The sequence below is a fragment of the Paenibacillus apiarius genome, from assembly GCF_017052585.1.
Classification (GTDB): Bacteria; Bacillota; Bacilli; order Paenibacillales; family Paenibacillaceae; genus Paenibacillus_B; species Paenibacillus_B apiarius.
In genome coordinates, this window is record NZ_JAFFHZ010000001.1 from 2,284,046 (window position 1) to 2,301,385 (window position 17,340).

General features: G+C 45.8%; 17 protein-coding genes and 1 pseudogene. 8 read left to right on the forward strand and 10 right to left on the reverse strand.

What is annotated here, in order from left to right:
- Positions 1–38: 38 nt before the first annotated feature.
- The gene (locus JSQ80_RS10420; protein WP_206095268.1) at positions 39–701 is read right to left on the reverse strand and encodes a lysoplasmalogenase; all 663 of its coding nucleotides are present in this window, start codon (positions 699–701) and stop codon (positions 39–41) included.
- 337 nt (positions 702–1,038) lie between these two features.
- On the opposite strand from JSQ80_RS10420, the gene JSQ80_RS10425 reads away from it, so the two are divergent.
- On the forward strand, positions 1,039–1,761 hold the full coding sequence (locus tag JSQ80_RS10425; protein ID WP_087434789.1) for a Dph6-related ATP pyrophosphatase: 723 nt from the start codon (positions 1,039–1,041) through the stop codon (positions 1,759–1,761).
- 84 nt (positions 1,762–1,845) lie between these two features.
- Here the strand turns inward: JSQ80_RS10425 and JSQ80_RS10430 are convergent, their stop codons facing one another.
- The 5 genes from JSQ80_RS10430 to JSQ80_RS10450 form a co-directional block, all read right to left on the reverse strand.
- Positions 1,846–2,187: a zinc ribbon domain-containing protein YjdM gene (locus JSQ80_RS10430; RefSeq protein ID WP_087434790.1), complete on the reverse strand. Its 342-nt coding sequence runs from the start codon at positions 2,185–2,187 to the stop codon at positions 1,846–1,848.
- A 173-nt stretch (positions 2,188–2,360) separates the two neighbouring features.
- Positions 2,361–2,549 carry a helix-turn-helix domain-containing protein gene (locus JSQ80_RS29980; protein ID WP_206095269.1) on the reverse strand — a complete coding sequence of 63 codons (189 nt, stop codon included), beginning with the start codon at positions 2,547–2,549 and terminating at the stop codon, positions 2,361–2,363.
- 128 nt (positions 2,550–2,677) lie between these two features.
- The gene (locus JSQ80_RS10440; protein ID WP_206095270.1) at positions 2,678–3,505 is read right to left on the reverse strand and encodes a TIGR02452 family protein; all 828 of its coding nucleotides are present in this window, start codon (positions 3,503–3,505) and stop codon (positions 2,678–2,680) included.
- 1 nt (position 3,506) lies between these two features.
- Positions 3,507–4,067 (reverse strand): NADAR family protein, encoded by a 561-nt coding sequence (locus JSQ80_RS10445; protein ID WP_206097547.1) that lies wholly within the window; start codon positions 4,065–4,067, stop codon positions 3,507–3,509.
- Positions 4,067–4,957 carry an NUDIX hydrolase gene (locus JSQ80_RS10450; RefSeq protein WP_206095271.1) on the reverse strand — a complete coding sequence of 297 codons (891 nt, stop codon included), beginning with the start codon at positions 4,955–4,957 and terminating at the stop codon, positions 4,067–4,069. The genes JSQ80_RS10445 and JSQ80_RS10450 overlap by 1 nt, the downstream gene beginning before the upstream one ends.
- Before the next feature lie 261 nt (positions 4,958–5,218).
- Between JSQ80_RS10450 and JSQ80_RS10455 the strand changes: the two genes are divergently transcribed.
- The 4 genes and pseudogenes from JSQ80_RS10455 (at position 5,219) to JSQ80_RS10470 (ending at position 10,416) form a co-directional block, all read left to right on the forward strand.
- A complete protein-coding gene (locus JSQ80_RS10455; protein ID WP_206095272.1) occupies positions 5,219–6,298 on the forward strand; it encodes a Gfo/Idh/MocA family protein in 1,080 nt (359 codons plus the stop codon).
- On the forward strand, positions 6,295–7,131 hold the full coding sequence (locus JSQ80_RS10460) for a Gfo/Idh/MocA family oxidoreductase (protein ID WP_206095273.1): 837 nt from the start codon (positions 6,295–6,297) through the stop codon (positions 7,129–7,131). The genes JSQ80_RS10455 and JSQ80_RS10460 overlap by 4 nt, the downstream gene beginning before the upstream one ends.
- A 168-nt stretch (positions 7,132–7,299) precedes the next feature.
- Positions 7,300–8,581 (forward strand): annotated as a pseudogene (locus JSQ80_RS29985) (stalk domain-containing protein).
- A gap of 359 nt (positions 8,582–8,940) precedes the next feature.
- Entirely contained in the window at positions 8,941–10,416 is a 1,476-nt protein-coding gene (locus JSQ80_RS10470; protein WP_206095274.1) for an N-acyl-D-glucosamine 2-epimerase, read from the forward strand.
- Positions 10,417–10,929: 513 nt separating this feature from the next.
- Here JSQ80_RS10470 and JSQ80_RS10475 read toward each other — a convergent pair.
- The 3 genes from JSQ80_RS10475 to JSQ80_RS29010 all read right to left on the reverse strand — a co-directional run bounded on the left by JSQ80_RS10475 (position 10,930) and on the right by JSQ80_RS29010 (position 13,021).
- Positions 10,930–11,937 carry an ABC transporter substrate-binding protein gene (locus JSQ80_RS10475; RefSeq protein WP_206095275.1) on the reverse strand — a complete coding sequence of 336 codons (1,008 nt, stop codon included), beginning with the start codon at positions 11,935–11,937 and terminating at the stop codon, positions 10,930–10,932.
- 527 nt (positions 11,938–12,464) lie between these two features.
- A complete protein-coding gene (locus JSQ80_RS29005) occupies positions 12,465–12,860 on the reverse strand; it encodes an AraC family transcriptional regulator (RefSeq protein WP_336245724.1) in 396 nt (131 codons plus the stop codon).
- On the reverse strand, positions 12,782–13,021 hold the full coding sequence (locus JSQ80_RS29010) for a hypothetical protein (protein WP_240463616.1): 240 nt from the start codon (positions 13,019–13,021) through the stop codon (positions 12,782–12,784). Before JSQ80_RS29010 ends, JSQ80_RS29005 begins: the two co-directional genes overlap by 79 nt.
- A gap of 497 nt (positions 13,022–13,518) precedes the next feature.
- On the opposite strand from JSQ80_RS29010, the gene JSQ80_RS10485 reads away from it, so the two are divergent.
- The 3 genes from JSQ80_RS10485 (at position 13,519) to JSQ80_RS10495 (ending at position 16,352) form a co-directional block, all read left to right on the forward strand.
- Entirely contained in the window at positions 13,519–14,274 is a 756-nt protein-coding gene (locus JSQ80_RS10485) for a spr1630 family ClpXP-sensitive toxin (protein ID WP_206095276.1), read from the forward strand.
- Between the two features lie 41 nt (positions 14,275–14,315).
- The gene (locus JSQ80_RS10490) at positions 14,316–15,524 is read left to right on the forward strand and encodes a spr1629 family repressor/antitoxin (RefSeq protein WP_206095277.1); all 1,209 of its coding nucleotides are present in this window, start codon (positions 14,316–14,318) and stop codon (positions 15,522–15,524) included.
- A gap of 162 nt (positions 15,525–15,686) precedes the next feature.
- Positions 15,687–16,352 carry an MBL fold metallo-hydrolase gene (locus JSQ80_RS10495; protein ID WP_206095278.1) on the forward strand — a complete coding sequence of 222 codons (666 nt, stop codon included), beginning with the start codon at positions 15,687–15,689 and terminating at the stop codon, positions 16,350–16,352.
- A 157-nt stretch (positions 16,353–16,509) separates the two neighbouring features.
- On the opposite strand, the gene rlmH is transcribed toward JSQ80_RS10495, so the two are convergent.
- Positions 16,510–16,989, reverse strand: coding sequence for a 23S rRNA (pseudouridine(1915)-N(3))-methyltransferase RlmH (gene rlmH, locus JSQ80_RS10500; protein ID WP_026011248.1), 480 nt, complete (start codon positions 16,987–16,989; stop codon positions 16,510–16,512).
- Between the last annotated feature and the right edge of the window lie 351 nt (positions 16,990–17,340).

Below are 17,340 nucleotides of genomic sequence, written 5' to 3' on the forward strand. Positions count from 1 at the left end.
ATATCTTCGTCTGCGCGCAGATGCGATCTGATTAAGCCTCAGATGTGGTGAACCATTATGCTGCTCTTGTCCTGCGCGATTGTCCTCAGGCTGGAAGCAATGAAAAATTGGGCCGCGTAATACGTTATCATAATTAACGGTTCCGCGAAGGCAACTTCAGACACAAACATGTTCCAGGATAAAATGGAATCCGATGCCGCAAACAAAATGCTTCCGGCAGCCGCCAGCTTGTTGCCGGTCATGATGGCCAACCAAGTCATTACGGATATGACGATAATATAGACGAGAATAGGCGCGATTAAGGAAGCATTCCCGTCACGAATCAACGCTTGAATGAGCTGCCAACCCATGAACGAAGCATATATTAGGAGCGGAACGATCGTGCTGAAGCGCAGTTTGGAAAAGCGCCATCTGCCAATAAAACCGGTCAAATAAAACAGATGCCCGATGAGGAATGCGGACAGGCCAACGACAAACCAGCCCAGCAGCCCGTCGCCCAGCATGCAGAAAAATAACCCGACCCAGATAACCCAATGACAGCCTTTTCTATCGGAAGGCATTTGAAGGCATCCATAAGCGATAATAAGCCACATCGGAATTAATTTAAACAGCAGTTTGACCGCTTGCGGCTCGCCGGGAATGATGAAAATGTAGAGGATACTCATGACAACGATGAGTGCGGGCAGCCCATACTTAATCAAAAGGAATCGCTCCTTTCATTTCATTGTTTTTAGCAAAAACACTCCAATTTCATGCATCTTCCGTTTTTTGTAAACTCCTTTGTGCTATCCTATTCGTTGTGACCGCTGCAAATTCCTTTCAGACAAGCCATAAAGGTGAATTGCTCATCTTACATTTGGATATGAGGGACTGATATTCAGCTTTATGAGTTTCAGTAATGATACTGCGCATATTGCTTCGATCTTTTTAGTGATAAAATGAAACAAATAGAGCTAGGAAGCCTTATATATCATATGAAATCAGTTAATCCCACAGATATCGTGCAAAAGCCATAAACAACAGAGGGGAAAGAGATGAATGACAGAAATGACAGATTGGAAAAATGGCGCTCGCGGGCATAAATTCATTGCCTCTTTTAGTGGAGGAAAGGATAGTGTGTTAGCTCTATATAAAGCAATGAAGGTTGGAGAAGCAGTTGGACTAATCGTGATGTTGGAGGAAGAAGGGAAACGTTCCCGGTCCCATGGAATGCCTCCAGAGCTAATACGCGCTCAAGCTGAATCGATAGGATTGCCTGTATATACTGCAGCTGCGAGTTGGACAGATTATGAAACAATCTTTATGGGCCTTCTAGAACGAGCTAAGAATCAGGGAGCAGAAGTATTGGTAACTGGAGATTTGGATGTTCCTGCTCATGGTTGCTGGCATGACAGGGTTACGGCAAATGCCGGATTAAAGCTTGGGATGCCTCTATGGGAAATGAATCATCTTGAAGTTGTCCAAGAGTTCATCAATCTAGGATTTGTAACGATCATTGTCACTGTGAATTTATCATTAGGAATGAGGGAAGACGATTTAGGACGAATGTTGACCCATGAATATGTGAAGGAGCTTGAAGCTCGCGGTATTGACCCATGCGGAGAAGGTGGAGAGTTCCATACCACCGTAATCGACGGGCCCATTTTCAAAAATCCTATTCCCGTTCGCAGATGTGAAATCGTTAAGAATGGAACATATGCTTTTTTGCCTTTGGAGCTAGAACGAAACAGCAACGGCGGGAGTTCTCATCAAGGAGAATAATCTAGTCACCGCTCAGGATTAAAAAAAGCCCTCCATGCCAGAGGGCTTCCCATACAGACTCGTTCTTTTTCATTAATACCGCATTTATATCTTCTTAACAAATTCAGACTTTAATTTCATGGCTCCAAAACCATCGATTTTGCAATCAATATCGTGATCTCCATCAATCAAACGAATATTTTTTACTTTTGTGCCTATTTTTACGACCAATGAACTTCCTTTTACTTTCAGGTCTTTGATTACCGTTACAGAATCACCGTCGTTTAACACATTTCCATTTGCGTCTTTGATGATCTTTTTATCTTCACTGTTCTCGGTTTGTAATTCCAAAGACCACTCATGGCCGCATTCCGGGCAAACAAAAAGACCTCTATCTTCGTAAGTGTATTCAGAATTACATGTTGGGCAGTTTGGCAAATTAGACATAATTTCATTTTCTCCATTCGTTATTGTCCGTTTTAATATAAGAGTTCCTTATATGCTTATATACTGTCATAGTCTTCTCATATTGGCAAACCTTCGTCTTTTTCGCTTTTCAATCTCCCTAAACATAAATACGGATTCCATAATCGTATCGATAACGTCAGGAAAAGAACGTTTCAGAAACTCAAACTTCGTACCCCGGTTCTCATTACAAAAGAAATGGTTTCCGGGATTCGGTTATGCCGGTTTTTCCCTTCCCGCTTATACCCAAGAAAACGCCCTCCATCTATCCACTTATTAATGGCCTGCACCGAGACACCGAAGATTCGGGCCAACTCACCCGTAGTGTACGTTGTTTCCTGCAAATACCCGAATATTCATTTAGGCATCAAAAAAAGCGCCTGCAATCAGACGCTTGCATATTTGTTAGATATAAAAAGCCTGCACCAGATGGCTATCCCCATGCGCCGTGCACGTGCGTACTCAACGAATGTCATCCTCTGCTAAAGGCCTCTTCAAAGGCTCGGATGCATGAACCGCTTCGGGAATTGTCCAACACAGCAAATACAATTTCATCAAACAGCGTGCCGTAGCCCTCGACCTCCAACAGTTGCTGCCACCATTGTGCCACATCAACCGGATTGTTGCGGAATACGCCGCATCCATACGCCCCTAGCACCAAGTATTTATCTCCTCTATCCGCAAAAATCGCCAGCGCCATGCGCATGCGATCCTTCATCACACGTTTCGCCTTCTCGCTGTCTTCGCCCTTCAACAGCACTTGGCCATAGTTGACCGCGGGCAAGGTCAGAACCGAAGCAGTCACCGGCTGCTCCAGAAGCTGAAACCGTTCATTTCGGAAAAATACAACATTCGGCGAATAGATGGCATAATCGGTATACATCATGGTGCGGCAGGCGCGATTAGCCGCATAATAGGCCTCGTTGCGCAGCTGCGTTCCGTACAAGCCGCTTGAAGCGGCGAGACTTTCCTCCTGGGCCATCGCACCGTTTAGAAATCCGCCGCCCGGATTTTTCGCGCTTGCAAAGTTAAGCACTCCCACGCCGCGAATCCCTGCTTGTCCGGCATCCAGAACCGGTTTAACGGTGGCCTCGTTGGCTGCGCGTTGTTGTGCCTGGTTCCCATTTGACGGCAACTTGCAGCTCTTTACCAATTCCATGCCCTGCTCAGGCGCAATAAGAAGGCTGTTATCCTCCGAATATTGCTGTAGAGCCGAGAAGTCCACCTTCTGCCCGTTCCATTCATAATATCCCTGCCGGATATAGCGAAGCGTATCCTGCGCAAGCTCCTTTCGGTTCATGTTACTCCCCTTCTTTCTCTAACAGCTGGTCCCGCACCTCAGTCAGCGCAAAGCCCAGCAGATTTCTCCCTCGCCATTTCATTGGATTGTCCGCAGCGGCATTCTCCTTCACCATTCCAATCCCCCACATCCGATCAGCGGGGCTCGCTTCCACCAGAATCCGCTGTTTCGTTGTTCTCATAAACGCCCAAAGCTCCGGATTCTGCGAGAATTTCGCCAAGTTGCCCCGCTTCACAATGTCATAGCAGTTGCTATTCCATATGTCGTTGTTAAAGTGTTTAACCGACCGTCCAAAGGCTTTCATTTGTTTCGGATGCTTCGCCTTCATAATTTCCGCAAGCATCTCGTCATCGTGGAACAGCCGCGCCTTTTCCGCCATCATGTACTGTTCGGTACAGCTATATGTGTTCCCGTCTACGGTAAATTGGCACTTCCACCATTGGCTGAAGCAGCTCTGATTGACGCTCCCGTCAGCGGGAGGCGTATGTCCCCAGAAAAATAAAAACTTATATTTCTTTCCCGCTTGATAGGCTTGCTGCAAGTCTTCGATATTGTAAACCATCATATCCCCTCGCGATTCCTCCGGTACAGCCGCGACGGGCGGTGCCCGGCATTCTCCGTGTAATGATCCGTCTCTTCGACAAGCGGGGCCGCTTTACGGCGGAAAGCCGCTTTCAGCAGTTCCTTGTCCAGAATAACTTCGTATACCTGCTGCAATTCGGTCAGTGTAAACAGCTTGGGCATCAAATGCAGGGCAATGTCGGTATACTCCACTTTTCCCCGCAAGCGCTCGATGGCATAGCTGATAATCTTGGCATGGTCGAAGGCCAGACCCTCATTGGAGAGAATGACATATTCCACTGCAGACGATGCTTCCGCAGTCGTCATTTTGCGCTCCACCACGGCGGTTAACACTTCCTGCTCCCCCGTTAGCTTCAGCTCGTACTGCTTCGTCTTGATTATTCCATCCTCCAGCAATTCCTTCTGCTCTCTCATGAGACGATAGGAGACACTGAACCAAGAGGCTTCATCTGCATCATCTCCAGCCTCGATATGCACCTTAGAGCTATCGATCAGCGCCATATAGGAACAGCTCATGACCCAAGTCCGCGGATCCCGCCCCGGCTCGCTAAATGTATACAGCTGCTCCAAGTAGACGTTGTCCACTCCCGTTTCCTCCTGCAGTTCCCTCTGTGCCGCCTGCTCCGTCGTCTCCGCAGGACGGACGAAACCGCCCGGCAGCGCCCAATTCCCCAGGAAGGGATGCCCGCCGCGCCGAATAAGCAGCACCCGCAGTTCCTTCTTCGGAAGCTTGCGGTAATTACTTTCCTCGGTATCGGTAACTGTAAAAATGACCATATCTGTTGCCACAGACGGGCGTTCGTAATCTCCTGCGGTATATTGCTCAAGAAACTCTTGCTCGGTAAGCCCATTACGGTCCCTTATCGACATTACACCACCACCTGTTCGTAACTATTTGTTATTATCTATTTGTTACTAACAAGATATGCGATTTCGGGCGATTTGTCAACATATTCGCAAACAAGCGTTTCAAACAGGGAAACAACAATCGGACGATAATCCTACTTTTGCACACGAAACTCAAATAAAATAAAGCGCATACATGATACCATATAAGTACTTTTTGCACTTCATTGCCAAGTGGATTACGCCTCAGCCTCAAAAGGATTTAAATAATGGGAGGGATTCGATATGAGTAAGACGATTGTAGCCATTATCGGCTGCGGGACGATTGCCAACAGCGCCCACATTCCTGCTTACGTTGCCAATCCAGAAGCCGAGATCAAGTACTTCTGCGATATCCGCAAGGAAAGAGCAGAGAAAGCGGTAGACCAGTACGGCTGCGGGGAGGCCATTGAAGATTACCGCATCATTCTGGAAGATCCGGAAGTGGAAGCCGTCTCAATATGTACGCCGAACAATTGCCATGCCTTGATCGCTATCGATTGTATGCGTGCCGGCAAGCATGTGCTCTGCGAGAAGCCGGCAGCCAGAACGTATGAGGAAGCGCTTGAGATGCAGAAGGTGCAGCACGAGACCGGGAAGACACTGAACATCGGCGTCGTAAATCGCTTTAATACGGGTGTGAACATCATTAAGAAGATGATCGAAGAGGGAGAACTGGGCGATCTGTACCACGTATACGTCAGCTTCCGCTCGCATCGTTCGATTCCGGGACTGGGGGGAGACTTCACGAACAAGGCTGTCGCAGGCGGCGGCGCGCTCATTGATTGGGGCGTGCACTTTCTCGACATCGTGATGTACTGCGCAGGCGACCCGGATCCGAAGACGGTTACGGGACAGACGTACTCCAAGCTGGGCAAGGATATGAAGAATTACTCCTATATCAATATGTGGGCGGGACCGCCCAACTATGAGGGCACGTACGATGTCGATGATTTCGTTACCGCCATGATTCGAACGGCAGGCCCTTCGATTACGGTAAATGGCGCCTGGGCGCAAAATATCGGAGTCAACGAGATGTACATTGACTTTCTGGGTGACAAAGCGGGAATTCGGCTGCAGTACGGGGCGGATTTCACTATTTACAGCGCCAAGCATGGCGCATTGCTGGAAAGCAATCCGAAGTTTCCGAAGACCGATCAATTCCAGAACGAGATCGACAGCTTCCTCTCCTGCATTAAGTCGGGGGAAAAATTGCCGTCACACATTGATACCGTCATCCTGACAGCTAAAATCATTCAGGCCATCTATCAATCTTCAGAGCAAAGAACAGAGATCTCTTTCGTGAAAGAGGGAGCGCCAACATGAAGAAAATAGGCTTTATCGATTATTATCTGGATGAATGGCATGCGAACAAATACCCGGAATGGATTCGAAACGCATCCGGCGGGAGTATGGAAGTCACTTATGCATACGGCATGAGGGATGCCGATCAGGGATTAAGCAACACGGCGTGGTGCGAGCGTCATGGCGTCACGCTGCTGAATACGATTGAAGAGGTCGTGGAAAAGAGCGATTATTTGATCGTGCTCTCACCCGATCACCCGAAGCATCATGAGGCGCTCGCTTATCTGCCATTGGCATCGGGCAAGCCGACTTACATCGATAAGACATTTGCCCCTGACCGCGCAACCGCGCTTCGCCTGTTCGAGCGGGCGGCCCAGCATGGCACGCCGTTATATTCCTCGTCAGCCTTGCGATTCGCGACCGAATATGGCGACGCGGAGCGAAGTGGCATTGAGGCCATCTCCAGTTGGGGGCCCGGCGCGTTCGAGAACTACTCAATCCATCAGATCGAACCGATCGTATCGCTGATGGGGGCAGATGCGAAGCGAGTCATGTTCATCGGAACGAAGACAGCTCCAGCCCTGCTGATCGAATTCAAGGATGGACGGCAAGCGATGATTCATCACCTGGGCGACGAGTGTCCGTTTACGATGGCAGTAAAGTATAATTCGGGCAGCTGCAGCATTCTGAAGCCCGAATCGAATTTTTTCAACCTGTTCATTCATGACCTTATTGCCTTCTTCGAGACCGGGCGCATATCGGTTCCTTCCGCTCAAACGATCGCCATTATTACGATTATCGAGTATGGTCTAAAAGCGGCTAAGCAGCCGTATGAATGGATAGAGCTGCCATAGCGTTCCTGTTCGATCGCTACTGGCATTCGGATAATTCCATGGATCTACCCTCTTTCTGTGGAAATATTTGCATCTATGAATTCTATCAGAATTAGATCATTTCTGTAGAATTTTCCTTTTTATATAAGTAAAATAGAGATCGATAAGAGAGTTATAGATTCGATTTCTATGCACGAAAGAAAGAGGGTAGTTTTATTGAGTAAGCGGCATTATGTATGCTCTATATTAGCAATGTTGTTGACGATTACACTGCTATTCCCGCAACAGACGGCGGAAGCGGCAGGTAAGCCGAATGCGACTGAAAGAACGAAGATTATGCTGGATGAATATCCGCTTGAATTCTCGGCAGAGCCACTCATTGTGCAAGGCAATACGATGGTTCCATTCCGCGGAATCGCTGAAGCGCTGAATATCGAAGTGCTGTGGAATCCAAAGAATCAGACCGTAACGGCGAATCAGACGACTGTTCAAGAGAATAAGGTCGTTATTTTGCAGTTGAACCAGAAGACGGCGAAAGTTAATGGCGAGTCTGTCCAACTGTCAATGGCGCCTTTCGTCAAAGCAGGCACAACGTATATTCCACTCAGCTTTTTCAGCAGACAATTCGGAGCACAAGTGTCCTGGAATTCGGCTGCGAAAGTTGTCTCTATCCAATCACCGCCGAAGAAGATGTATAATATGGCGTTCTATGCTATTGCTTCATCTTATTCCGCAGTTCGATGCGACCGCATTCGGATGGGCGCGCCTTCAGGAAGACGGGACGATTACGACAGAAGGCAAGGACTTCTATTGGCCGCAGGCAGCGGGAGATATTACGCCGGAATCTATTGTTGCCGAAGCGAAGCAGGCGGGAACAACTCCTTACCTGATGGTGTTCTCCTCGGATAGAAAAGGCGAGCTGACGAAAATGCTGGAAGATGAGACACTTCGGGACAAGGCGATAGAAGATATCATGCAACTCGCACAGGATAAGAACTTTTCAGGCATTGTGCTTGATTTTGAAGGATTGGGATTATCCGGAGACAAGGCGAAGGCGAAGCAGGATTACAACTTCTTTGTCACTCAGCTTGCGAATAAAGCGAGAGCCGCCAATTTGAAGTTGACGCTGGCGCTGCATCCGCTGAACGGCGCTTATCAGGGGTATGATTATAAGACACTTGCTTCTGTAGCGGACGATATTATGATTATGGCGTATGCCTACGCGGGTGAAAAAGCGCCGGAACCGCTCGATAAAGTGAACGAAGCGATTCAGCTCGCATTGAAAGAAGTTCCAAAACATAAGCTTCTATTAGGTTTGTCGATGGGCAGCGAGAACAGCAAGTCCATCTCGAGTGTCATTGGGCTTGCCAAGCGCTATCAGTTGAAGGGCACGGCAATCTGGAGATTGGGGCTCATTGGAGAAGAAGCGATGAAGCAGATCGAGCAGAACGTAGTGCCGTTGAAGTCATAATAGAAGTTGCTGAACATTTTAATTGCCAAAAAGGTCGAGTCAGGGTTCCCATTTGCTCTTGAACTCGACCTTTTTGGCTCATCGTTGCCCACTTGAGCAGATTGGGGGCATCGGAATGCATTATTTACTGGATCAGCTATTCAGGATGCCGATGGTTCCGAAACCGACATTTCCAAAAACTCCCCTTTTTCATTGATCGAGCCTTTGACGGTTGAATTTCCATTCTTCGCAAACGTATATACATTATATTTGACGCTTACTTGGTAGCCTTCCAAGTCCAGATTGAAATACTGCTCGGCCATGGCAAACGCAAAATAGTGGAGTTCAGGGTTGAATAAGCATTATAGGAGGTAGCGGTTATGTTCATGTCTCGCAAACTTCGTATGTCCGGCGCCTCTGGCATACACACACTGCCCCCTGCAAGAATGATGCATGCCGAGAAGCAAGGGGATCCTTGCGCATGTGCGGGCAAACACAAGGCTTCCGCTCTGTCAGGACCTACCATTCAGGTGGATCCGTCATTCACCTATTATCAAAATCGCTCGGCAGCGAGCATCGCTGATGAGATTGTTCAGAACGGGTACACTTCCGTCCACTATTTTGTCGTCAACGAGAATATTGTCAATCGTGAACTCATTGAGGCTTTCCAGAAGAGGGGGCTGTCTGTCTGGGCGCTTGTCCTCGGGAATGGATCATACTCTGTCGAAGGCTTTCCTGCGGATTGGCCGAGTTGGCAGATGGAGCTGCTAAAGCCAGTGAATGACGGATATTACCGCTTCTCTCCGCATAGTGAGAGCTATGTGCAATGGAAGAAGCTGAAGCTGGCCCAATTGGTGAGGGATTACCCGTTCGACGGCATCGAAGTTGCGGAGCCCTATTTTCCGGAATGGGATGGCATTCATAGCGGCGTGTACGGCGATGTCGGTCCGCTTGCCCAAGCGGCGTTCCAGCAGCAATACGGTCATCCCCGCATTCCGAATTTCACAAATCCGCGCCATCCTGACTATTACCTGACGAATAAAGCGTTATATAAAGATTGGGTCGAGTTCCGGGTCGATGCAGTAAATAGCTTCCTGAACGATCTGATGAACGGGAAGGGCGGGGTGCGGGACGCCAGATGTAATATTCTCGTCGCGACCTGGTCACTTGCAATAGACGCCGGTGCTGACTCTGTAAATAAACTGCGTGAGATGCAGGGTCTCGATGCCGCAGAGATGATATCGGCCGTCCGGCCTGATATTCACTTTCTGCAGACACACTGGCCAGATTGGATGAAGCCCCAAAACAAGCTTCCGCCACATTATATTCGAAGCTACCAGAACTTCGTCGATGAGATACGCGCCGTTCATCCGGATATTCCGCTTGGCGTGCAGGCCGATATCGGATCGAATCTCTCGATGGTGAAGGACCGCAATTGGTATCACACATTTGGCCAAGTGGCATGGAGCATGGGGTTTGACACCTGGACGGCCTATGAATATCATCTCGGAAAATATATGTACGAGGAAGCGCCCGTTCCGACCGCGATCACCCGGCCGCAGCACGATAAGGTAGTGATTTCGTTCCAGAAGCGAATCGATGAGGCTTCCGCCAAGCTCCCCGGCAGCCTGAACATCTTAACCAAGAAGGGTGAGGTACCTATTCCTCCCGATTATATAACCGTGGACGGCAATATGCTGGTGATCCGATCGAATCAGCTCCCGCAGAAGGAATTTTGCCTGCGAATTCAACATGTAACAGATACGCCGTCCTACTGGCTCTATAACAAGGAACAGCCTGCAAATGTAATCAAAAGCATTACCATTGTGACGGTAGGCAGGAAGAACCGTTCCTGATGAATGCCGAATGAACACCGACCCTTCCGTACACAGGAAAATAGACGGGTATTGCAACTCCTTCTGAAAAGAAGGGCTTCCCGCTTTTAAAGAAATCGATACTGCTTCTTCCAACCGGTAATGATAGTCCTCCATCATGATCCCCCTAATCTTGCAGCCAACACGTTAAGACAATAACTAAAGTAATGCGTTCATTATATATGATAGTTGATAATGACAATCAATTATTTCGTTACATATCAAACAAAAAAGGAACGAAAATTCGCTCCTCTTAGAAAGTTTGATATCCTTGTATGTGCAACAACGGATAGGAATCCACCCGCACGAAATTCCCTGTAGTGTCCCGACTGGCATCATCAGTTATGAGCCGCTTGCCACACCGTTTCATAACTGATGGATTTCGAATCATAAAAAACAGATACGACGATTGTCACACTGAAAAGAAGGCATAATAGGACAATCTGAACAAACCTTTGGCTTCACAACAAACGCATTCCGTTCTGCTCCATTCCTTTACTTATCCAGGTGCTTTTGCACACTTTCTAGAAATTTGATTCGACTATAAGCGGGACCTCCTTCCATAAGTGGATCAACCATGTTGACATATACGTGATCTTGTTTAAAGGCATTTATGTTTTGTATAATGGGGTTCTTTTTCAAGTCTTCAAATGCATTTTTCGCCTCATCATTTTCACTTATAGAGAATTGCACAAACAAATAATCGGGGTTCATTTCCGCCAGCTGCTCGGCAGAGATCGCTTCTTGCGTTTTCGCCGCGCTGATCTGTTGCGGAACTTCCAAACCAAACTCATCATACAGGACAGGGTTAAAGTATACATCTTTCGGGTAAACGAAAGCCTGTGCCCCGCGAATACGAACAGCGGCTACTTTTTTACTTTGAAGCTTTTCTTTCAGCGATGCTTTAACTGCTTGTGTATCTGTTTTATATTGGGTTAGAATCTTTTCTGCCTCTGCTTGCTTGCCTGTTAATTCTGCCATTAACTTCAAATTGGATTCCCAGTCGGTCGAAATGTGCGATACCAAAATCGTAGGAGCGATTTTTTGCAATTTCTCCACCACTTCTTTTTGGAACTTGGTTGAACCTAAAATAACGTCTGGCTTCAATTGCAATATTTTCTCATAGTTCGGCTGCTGTTTTTCACCAATTGATTCCGACTTGCCCGTTACCGAAGCAAACATTTTCGGAAACTTTCCACCTATCGATATTGCCCCTGCTGGATGAACGTCAAGCACTACCGCATCTTCCATCGCTTCCATAGCCCCAGTAATCACAATTTTTTCTACCTTTTGCGGAACGGTATACTTTTCACCGAGATACTCAATCGTTCTTGTTTCACTTGTTCCTGTATTGTCCACTTTATTTTCCACTTTGGATCGTGCTGGTTCTCCGTTGTTGCTGGAGGTTGAATTTGATTCATTCTGTGTGACTCCTCCCCCACATGCAGCCAAAACAAGCATGAATAATGCAATCAAACCAACTATCATAAACTTTTTATTCATTTTTCTCCTGAACTCCTTTCAAAAAGGATAGCGTAATTGAAATTTCGAGCCCCTGACTGCGAGCGAAGCGCCTCTACGTTTAGCAACAGAGCATCCGGGCTTGAAAACAAAATCAAGCTTTACCTTTTCCGCCCTCTTCGCCAGCTATTCCCCTTCATCCAGGTCGTTGACAACGACAATCCGATGCAAAGCTGTCTTTTTTCGTTCAATTCTATCAACCCTTCCCATATGATAAAAGTAGTTTTGCGCCTAGGAAATACTCCGATCAGATGCATGCTCAAGAAGGCGAAGCCGACCGATTGAACATCCAGCAACAGCGCCTCCTCCATGGCATCAAGCGCCCCAGTGATCTTGATGCGACCTCCAAAGGCATTAATAATGATTATCATTATCAATCTAGAGTGTAGCAAGGACTGAAACAAATGCAAATACACAAATCACGAATACTATATGTATAATTATCTAATCCGGACTTGCTGTGTGATTATTTAGCTGAGACTGAGGACAGGGCAACGGAAAATAGAATTTCAATATGTATGATTATCTAATTTATATGCGTATGCGGAGGGAGACACACCGAATTTCTTTTTAAATACTCTACTGAAATACAGCGGATTGACATAGCCGACACTAACAGCAATATCGCGGATGGGAAAATTGCCTGCTTTAAGCAATTCACTCGCTCTTTCCATACGATCATTGATGAGATAATCGATTAGACGGTACCCAGTATATTTGTGAAAGAAGTATGAGAAGCGCTTGGGACTCATTGAATGCAGCTCAGCTAACTCGTCCAGTGTCAACGGATTCATATAATGCCCGTTAATGTATGCAATGGCTTCCTCTATCGCCCTTTTACTTGAAGAACTAATTCGATCAATCTCGGATTTGCTCCCGGTTCCAGCTTGAAATGAAAGTCCCATTCATGACCGCTATTTTCGTCACCTAACTTGTCCAATCTATAAAAAAGTGAATAATACTCGAACTCTGATTGGCCTATAACTTGCGAGTCCAGTTGCATGCCTGGAGCCGCATGAAATACTGATCCTGGATGTAATTCGTAGGCAGTTCCATTCACACACATTCTAGCTTCTCCCCGAATTGTAAAAAGAAATCCATGCCTTACGTTCCCTAAATTCACGCAATATACTTTTCGGCTGGATAACCAAACGGTAGACACCTTCTATCTCTAAGGAACGACTAGCAAATATCTCGGCTAATTTATCCAAATCTATCATGCTACAGCACCTGCTCCTTTCGTAGATAAAGTCATCCACTCTCCACTTTACCACTATGATAAGGTTCACCGTCATGTACCTAATCAAAAATTTCATTATAGTTTGAAAAACTATGATTTAGATTCCTTCAAATATTCAGCTGAAAACGATTTTCATATGATGAATAACATTTGGAAAGAACGAGAATATTTCAAACTAAGCATCCAGAAAACCCTTTACAACTATAAAAATTAATGAAGATATATAATAAAACTTTAAAAATAACAAAAATAATCATTTCCATATCCCCCAATTTCGATTAGAATATAAACTGTCTTCATAATATCGAATTGGAGTGTTTGATATGGATCAATACAAATTTAGTCCTGAACACAATAAAATGATTGTTGATGCTATTGTTGATGGTTATCGTGACTATATTGAACATCGTAAAGATCGCAAATCAAAAATGAAGATTAGCTCGGCTTTTTCCTGGACGAAAGGTAATTTTATTGAAAGCAAACTTGCTGAGGAGTGCATTGGTCACGGCTTCACATACAAGAAGTCAAAAGCAGGTTTAACATGGGATTATCTACAATTCATCCATGGAGACTCCAAGATTCTTTTTCTTATTAAGAATGCTGCTTATTTTAATGAAGATTGCTTTTCACAAGCAAAGCTTCCTAATAATAGTGGAAAGAAAGGTCCGCGGCGCACCTATCTTCATGAACTCTCGAAAATCAATAAGGACTTAGCATTTCCCTTCACACGCCAATCATCAAAAAGAGAGAAAAAAACGGAAACGGTTGAACAGCTTTCCTGGTTCATTCTAGAAAGCCGGGTGAGAGATGAGCTAGAAAATTTCACATCATCCTACAATCAATTTCATATACTCACATACGCACTTGATGAGGCATATCAGATATCTGAAATCATGCACTATTTGCCTAATCCAAATGATAACTATGCTTACCTCGTAGAAGATCTCTCCGACTTTATCTCCGGAGCTGAATTAACGGAAGAGGATCGCGATGTGGTGGCACCTGAAATGAACGATGATGTTATGGATCCAGCCGCATTTGATATCGGGATTTATGAAGAGGAACAGCAAAATTCATAAACAAACAGAAATGGTGTTAGTAAAATAAGGAGGGAGCAGGCTTGTTCATTGGTGAAAATCTAGCCAATTTACGGATCATGCACGGATATTCGCGAAAGCAGCTCTCCGAAATGTTAGGTGTTACAGAGCAAGCAGTCTGGCAGTACGAGAACGCTTATACATCACCGAAAATGCAGATCGTGAACGAGTTAAAACGAATTTTTAGCGTAAAAAGCAAATACTTTTATTCGGAAGACATGCTTGCACGGTACATGACGCCTGCTAATATCGACGTAATGAATATTGCGTACCGTTCAAAAGTATTGAATGTCATCTCGAAGACGCAGGCAGAAGCAAAGCATATTGAATATTTAGATACTTTTGTCAACTATATAACGACCAATGTGAGCCTTCCTACCCTGAAAATCATTAGGCTAAGGGACGAAGTTATTGAGTATTTAAATCATACAGAGGATGACAGATCTACTCAAATCAATCATATCGCCCATTTAGCGCGAAAAAGACTCGATTTATCGAAAACAAATAATGATGATTTCATGTTCCTGATCGAAAAGAGCGGAGTGTTCGTTTTTGAGAAGGCAATTGGCGAGGAGATTGATGCTTATAGCCTGTGGACCCGAAATGATCGACCCTATATCATTTTAGGTAATATGAAACGATCGGCTGTTCGGAGGAACTTCGATATCGCACATGAATTGGGTCATATGTTGCTCCACTATCGCCTTGAGTTCGCTAACTTAGACCGAAAAGAGCACAAAATGATTGAGAATGAAGCGGATCTATTTGCCGGAGCATTATTATTACCGGAAGACGAATTCGTACTTGATATGAAGGATGTTTCCCATATTACGAATCCAGATAATTATTTAGATTTGAAAAAGAAATGGAAAACTTCGTTGCAAGTGTTAGGATATAGGGCTGCTAATCTTGGGATCATCGAACCAAAGGATCATCGGAACTTTTACGCAGCAATGCACCGGAAAGGTTATTTAAAAATGGAGCCACTTGATGATGTAATTCCGATCCAGAAACCAATGAAAATTAAAACAATCATTGATTTTGTTTCAAAAAAGGGGCTCGTGGACATTGCTCAAATGATTGAGAAGGATTGGAAAGTGGAAGTATCCTTCTTTCATCATATGACAGGAATTGATCCAAACTTTTTTAATAACTATATGACGAGAAACTTGGATTTCGGCCTCCAGAACGTTACCAAAATACCTGATCGTATTTCTGGTGATAATATGTAAAGACGACTTTCATTCTTGAATTGGCACTATCCCCTTCAAGTAGAAACTCAAAAAAGACCTCAGGTTATCATGAGGAAACGAGTGAACTTGAAGGGGATATTTGCATTCGAAGCACTTCTCATCGGTTTTCAACAAAAAATCTCCAATGGAGGCTGATAGAAAATGAAAATCGCGCAAATTTCAGAGCATATCTGGAGCTTAAAAATGTGGTTATTGATCCCAATCCACGTTTGGGTAGTTGCAGAAGAAGAAGGGGTCACCTTAGTAGATGCAGGGATGCCGATGATGGCGAACGGAATTGTGAAATTCATTGATCGGTTACAAGCTGGTCCGCTGCAAAGAATCGTGCTGACACATGGGCACCCTGATCATGTAGGAGCTCTCAAGCGCATTCTAAGAACAAATCCGGTCCCCGTATTCGCCCACCGTACCGAAATACCTTATATCGAAGGAGAACTCCCTTACCGTCCTGGAAAAAAGGCTGTCTCTACCATGGAGAAGGGAATGACCGAAATGTTGCTCGAGGGCAAACACGGGGAATTACAATCGATAGGTAGCTTAACGCCTTACTATACACCCGGACATTCCCCAGGACATGTCGTATATTACCATGAGAAAGATCAGGTACTGCTCGCCGGAGATTTGTTCTCTTCTAAGAATGGAAAATTGCGCAAACCCCTCTTTACTCCTGCTATCGAAGAAGTTCTTCGAAGCAGTTCCATCGTCAGCAGGCTGCGCCCTGTTAGATTGGAAGTTTGTCATGGACACTCCGTGTTTCATGCAGCGGATCAGTTAGAGATATACATCGCCAAGGAATCTAAACGATAACAATTTCCACTGCACGGTTTACCATTATTTTCAATAAGGTTCGCCATGCTTTTTATCGCCCTCAGCGAAATGATAATGTCTCTATAACTTAGATGCCCATTATTCCACATGCCCAACAACACCCTTCCAACTTTCCCACAACAAAAATTTTTCACCGTTACTTGTGATACGGTTCACCGCGATTAATCTTCACCGCACGGTACATTTGCTCCGTCAGCACGAGACGCATCAGTTGGTGCGGCAGCGTCATGCGGCCGAAGGACAGCTTCGTCTGGGCACGGCGCAGAACACCATCGGACAGACCGTTGGAACCGCCGATCACAAACACGACGTGACTCGTCCCATACGTCGCCAAGCGATCAAGCTGCGCCGCCAACTCCTCGCTCGACCAGAGTTGGCCGTCGATGGCAAGCGCCACGACATGCGCATCGGGCTTTATATGACTGAGAATGCGCTCTCCTTCCCGCTCCTTCACCTGCTCCAGCTCGGCATCGCTCATCTTTTCCGGCGCCTGCTCGTCCGGCAGCTCCGTGATTTGGAATTTTACATACGGCGCCAATCGCTTGCTGTATTCCGCAATCCCTTGCACCAAATACTTCTCTTTCAACTTCCCCACGCACACCAATTGAATAAACATCTGTCCGCCTTCAACCCCATTCCTTATTCCGTATCCTGATATGTAAAAAGAGAGCTCTGTTCACCCTCCGCTTTTACCGCAATATTGTTCTAGTGTACCCGACTTCCATATCTTTCGTCCATGCGGGGATTATGACAGTTGGCCATTGCAAGAACGATTCAGCCAGACCTGATTTATCCACGCAACAAGCCGATCGGCTCATAACGCAATGCGCTTTCTGAAGGAGGGGGAGAGTGGCCATATACACTTTTACAGACAACATGCTCGCCGAGACCGCCCCACGTTCCCAATCACATAAATAATTGCAAAAAGGGCGCTCTCCTTAGAGAACGCCCTACTATACATACCACT

Coding starts and splice junctions, on each gene's coding strand:
- JSQ80_RS10450 (WP_206095271.1), bottom strand. CDS start 4,957: ATGTCGATAAGGGACCGTAATGGGCTTACCGAGCAAGAGTTTCTTGAG.
- JSQ80_RS10460 (WP_206095273.1), top strand. CDS start 6,295: ATGAAGAAAATAGGCTTTATCGATTATTATCTGGATGAATGGCATGCG.
- JSQ80_RS10455 (WP_206095272.1), top strand. CDS start 5,219: ATGAGTAAGACGATTGTAGCCATTATCGGCTGCGGGACGATTGCCAAC.
- JSQ80_RS10430 (WP_087434790.1), bottom strand. CDS start 2,187: ATGTCTAATTTGCCAAACTGCCCAACATGTAATTCTGAATACACTTAC.
- JSQ80_RS10495 (WP_206095278.1), top strand. CDS start 15,687: ATGAAAATCGCGCAAATTTCAGAGCATATCTGGAGCTTAAAAATGTGG.
- JSQ80_RS10440 (WP_206095270.1), bottom strand. CDS start 3,505: ATGAACCGAAAGGAGCTTGCGCAGGATACGCTTCGCTATATCCGGCAG.
- JSQ80_RS10485 (WP_206095276.1), top strand. CDS start 13,519: ATGGATCAATACAAATTTAGTCCTGAACACAATAAAATGATTGTTGAT.
- JSQ80_RS10445 (WP_206097547.1), bottom strand. CDS start 4,067: ATGGTTTACAATATCGAAGACTTGCAGCAAGCCTATCAAGCGGGAAAG.
- JSQ80_RS29005 (WP_336245724.1), bottom strand. CDS start 12,860: ATGGGACTTTCATTTCAAGCTGGAACCGGGAGCAAATCCGAGATTGAT.
- rlmH (WP_026011248.1), bottom strand. CDS start 16,989: ATGTTTATTCAATTGGTGTGCGTGGGGAAGTTGAAAGAGAAGTATTTG.
- JSQ80_RS10425 (WP_087434789.1), top strand. CDS start 1,039: ATGACAGAAATGACAGATTGGAAAAATGGCGCTCGCGGGCATAAATTC.
- JSQ80_RS10475 (WP_206095275.1), bottom strand. CDS start 11,937: ATGAATAAAAAGTTTATGATAGTTGGTTTGATTGCATTATTCATGCTT.
- JSQ80_RS10470 (WP_206095274.1), top strand. CDS start 8,941: ATGTTCATGTCTCGCAAACTTCGTATGTCCGGCGCCTCTGGCATACAC.
- JSQ80_RS29010 (WP_240463616.1), bottom strand. CDS start 13,021: ATGTGTGTGAATGGAACTGCCTACGAATTACATCCAGGATCAGTATTT.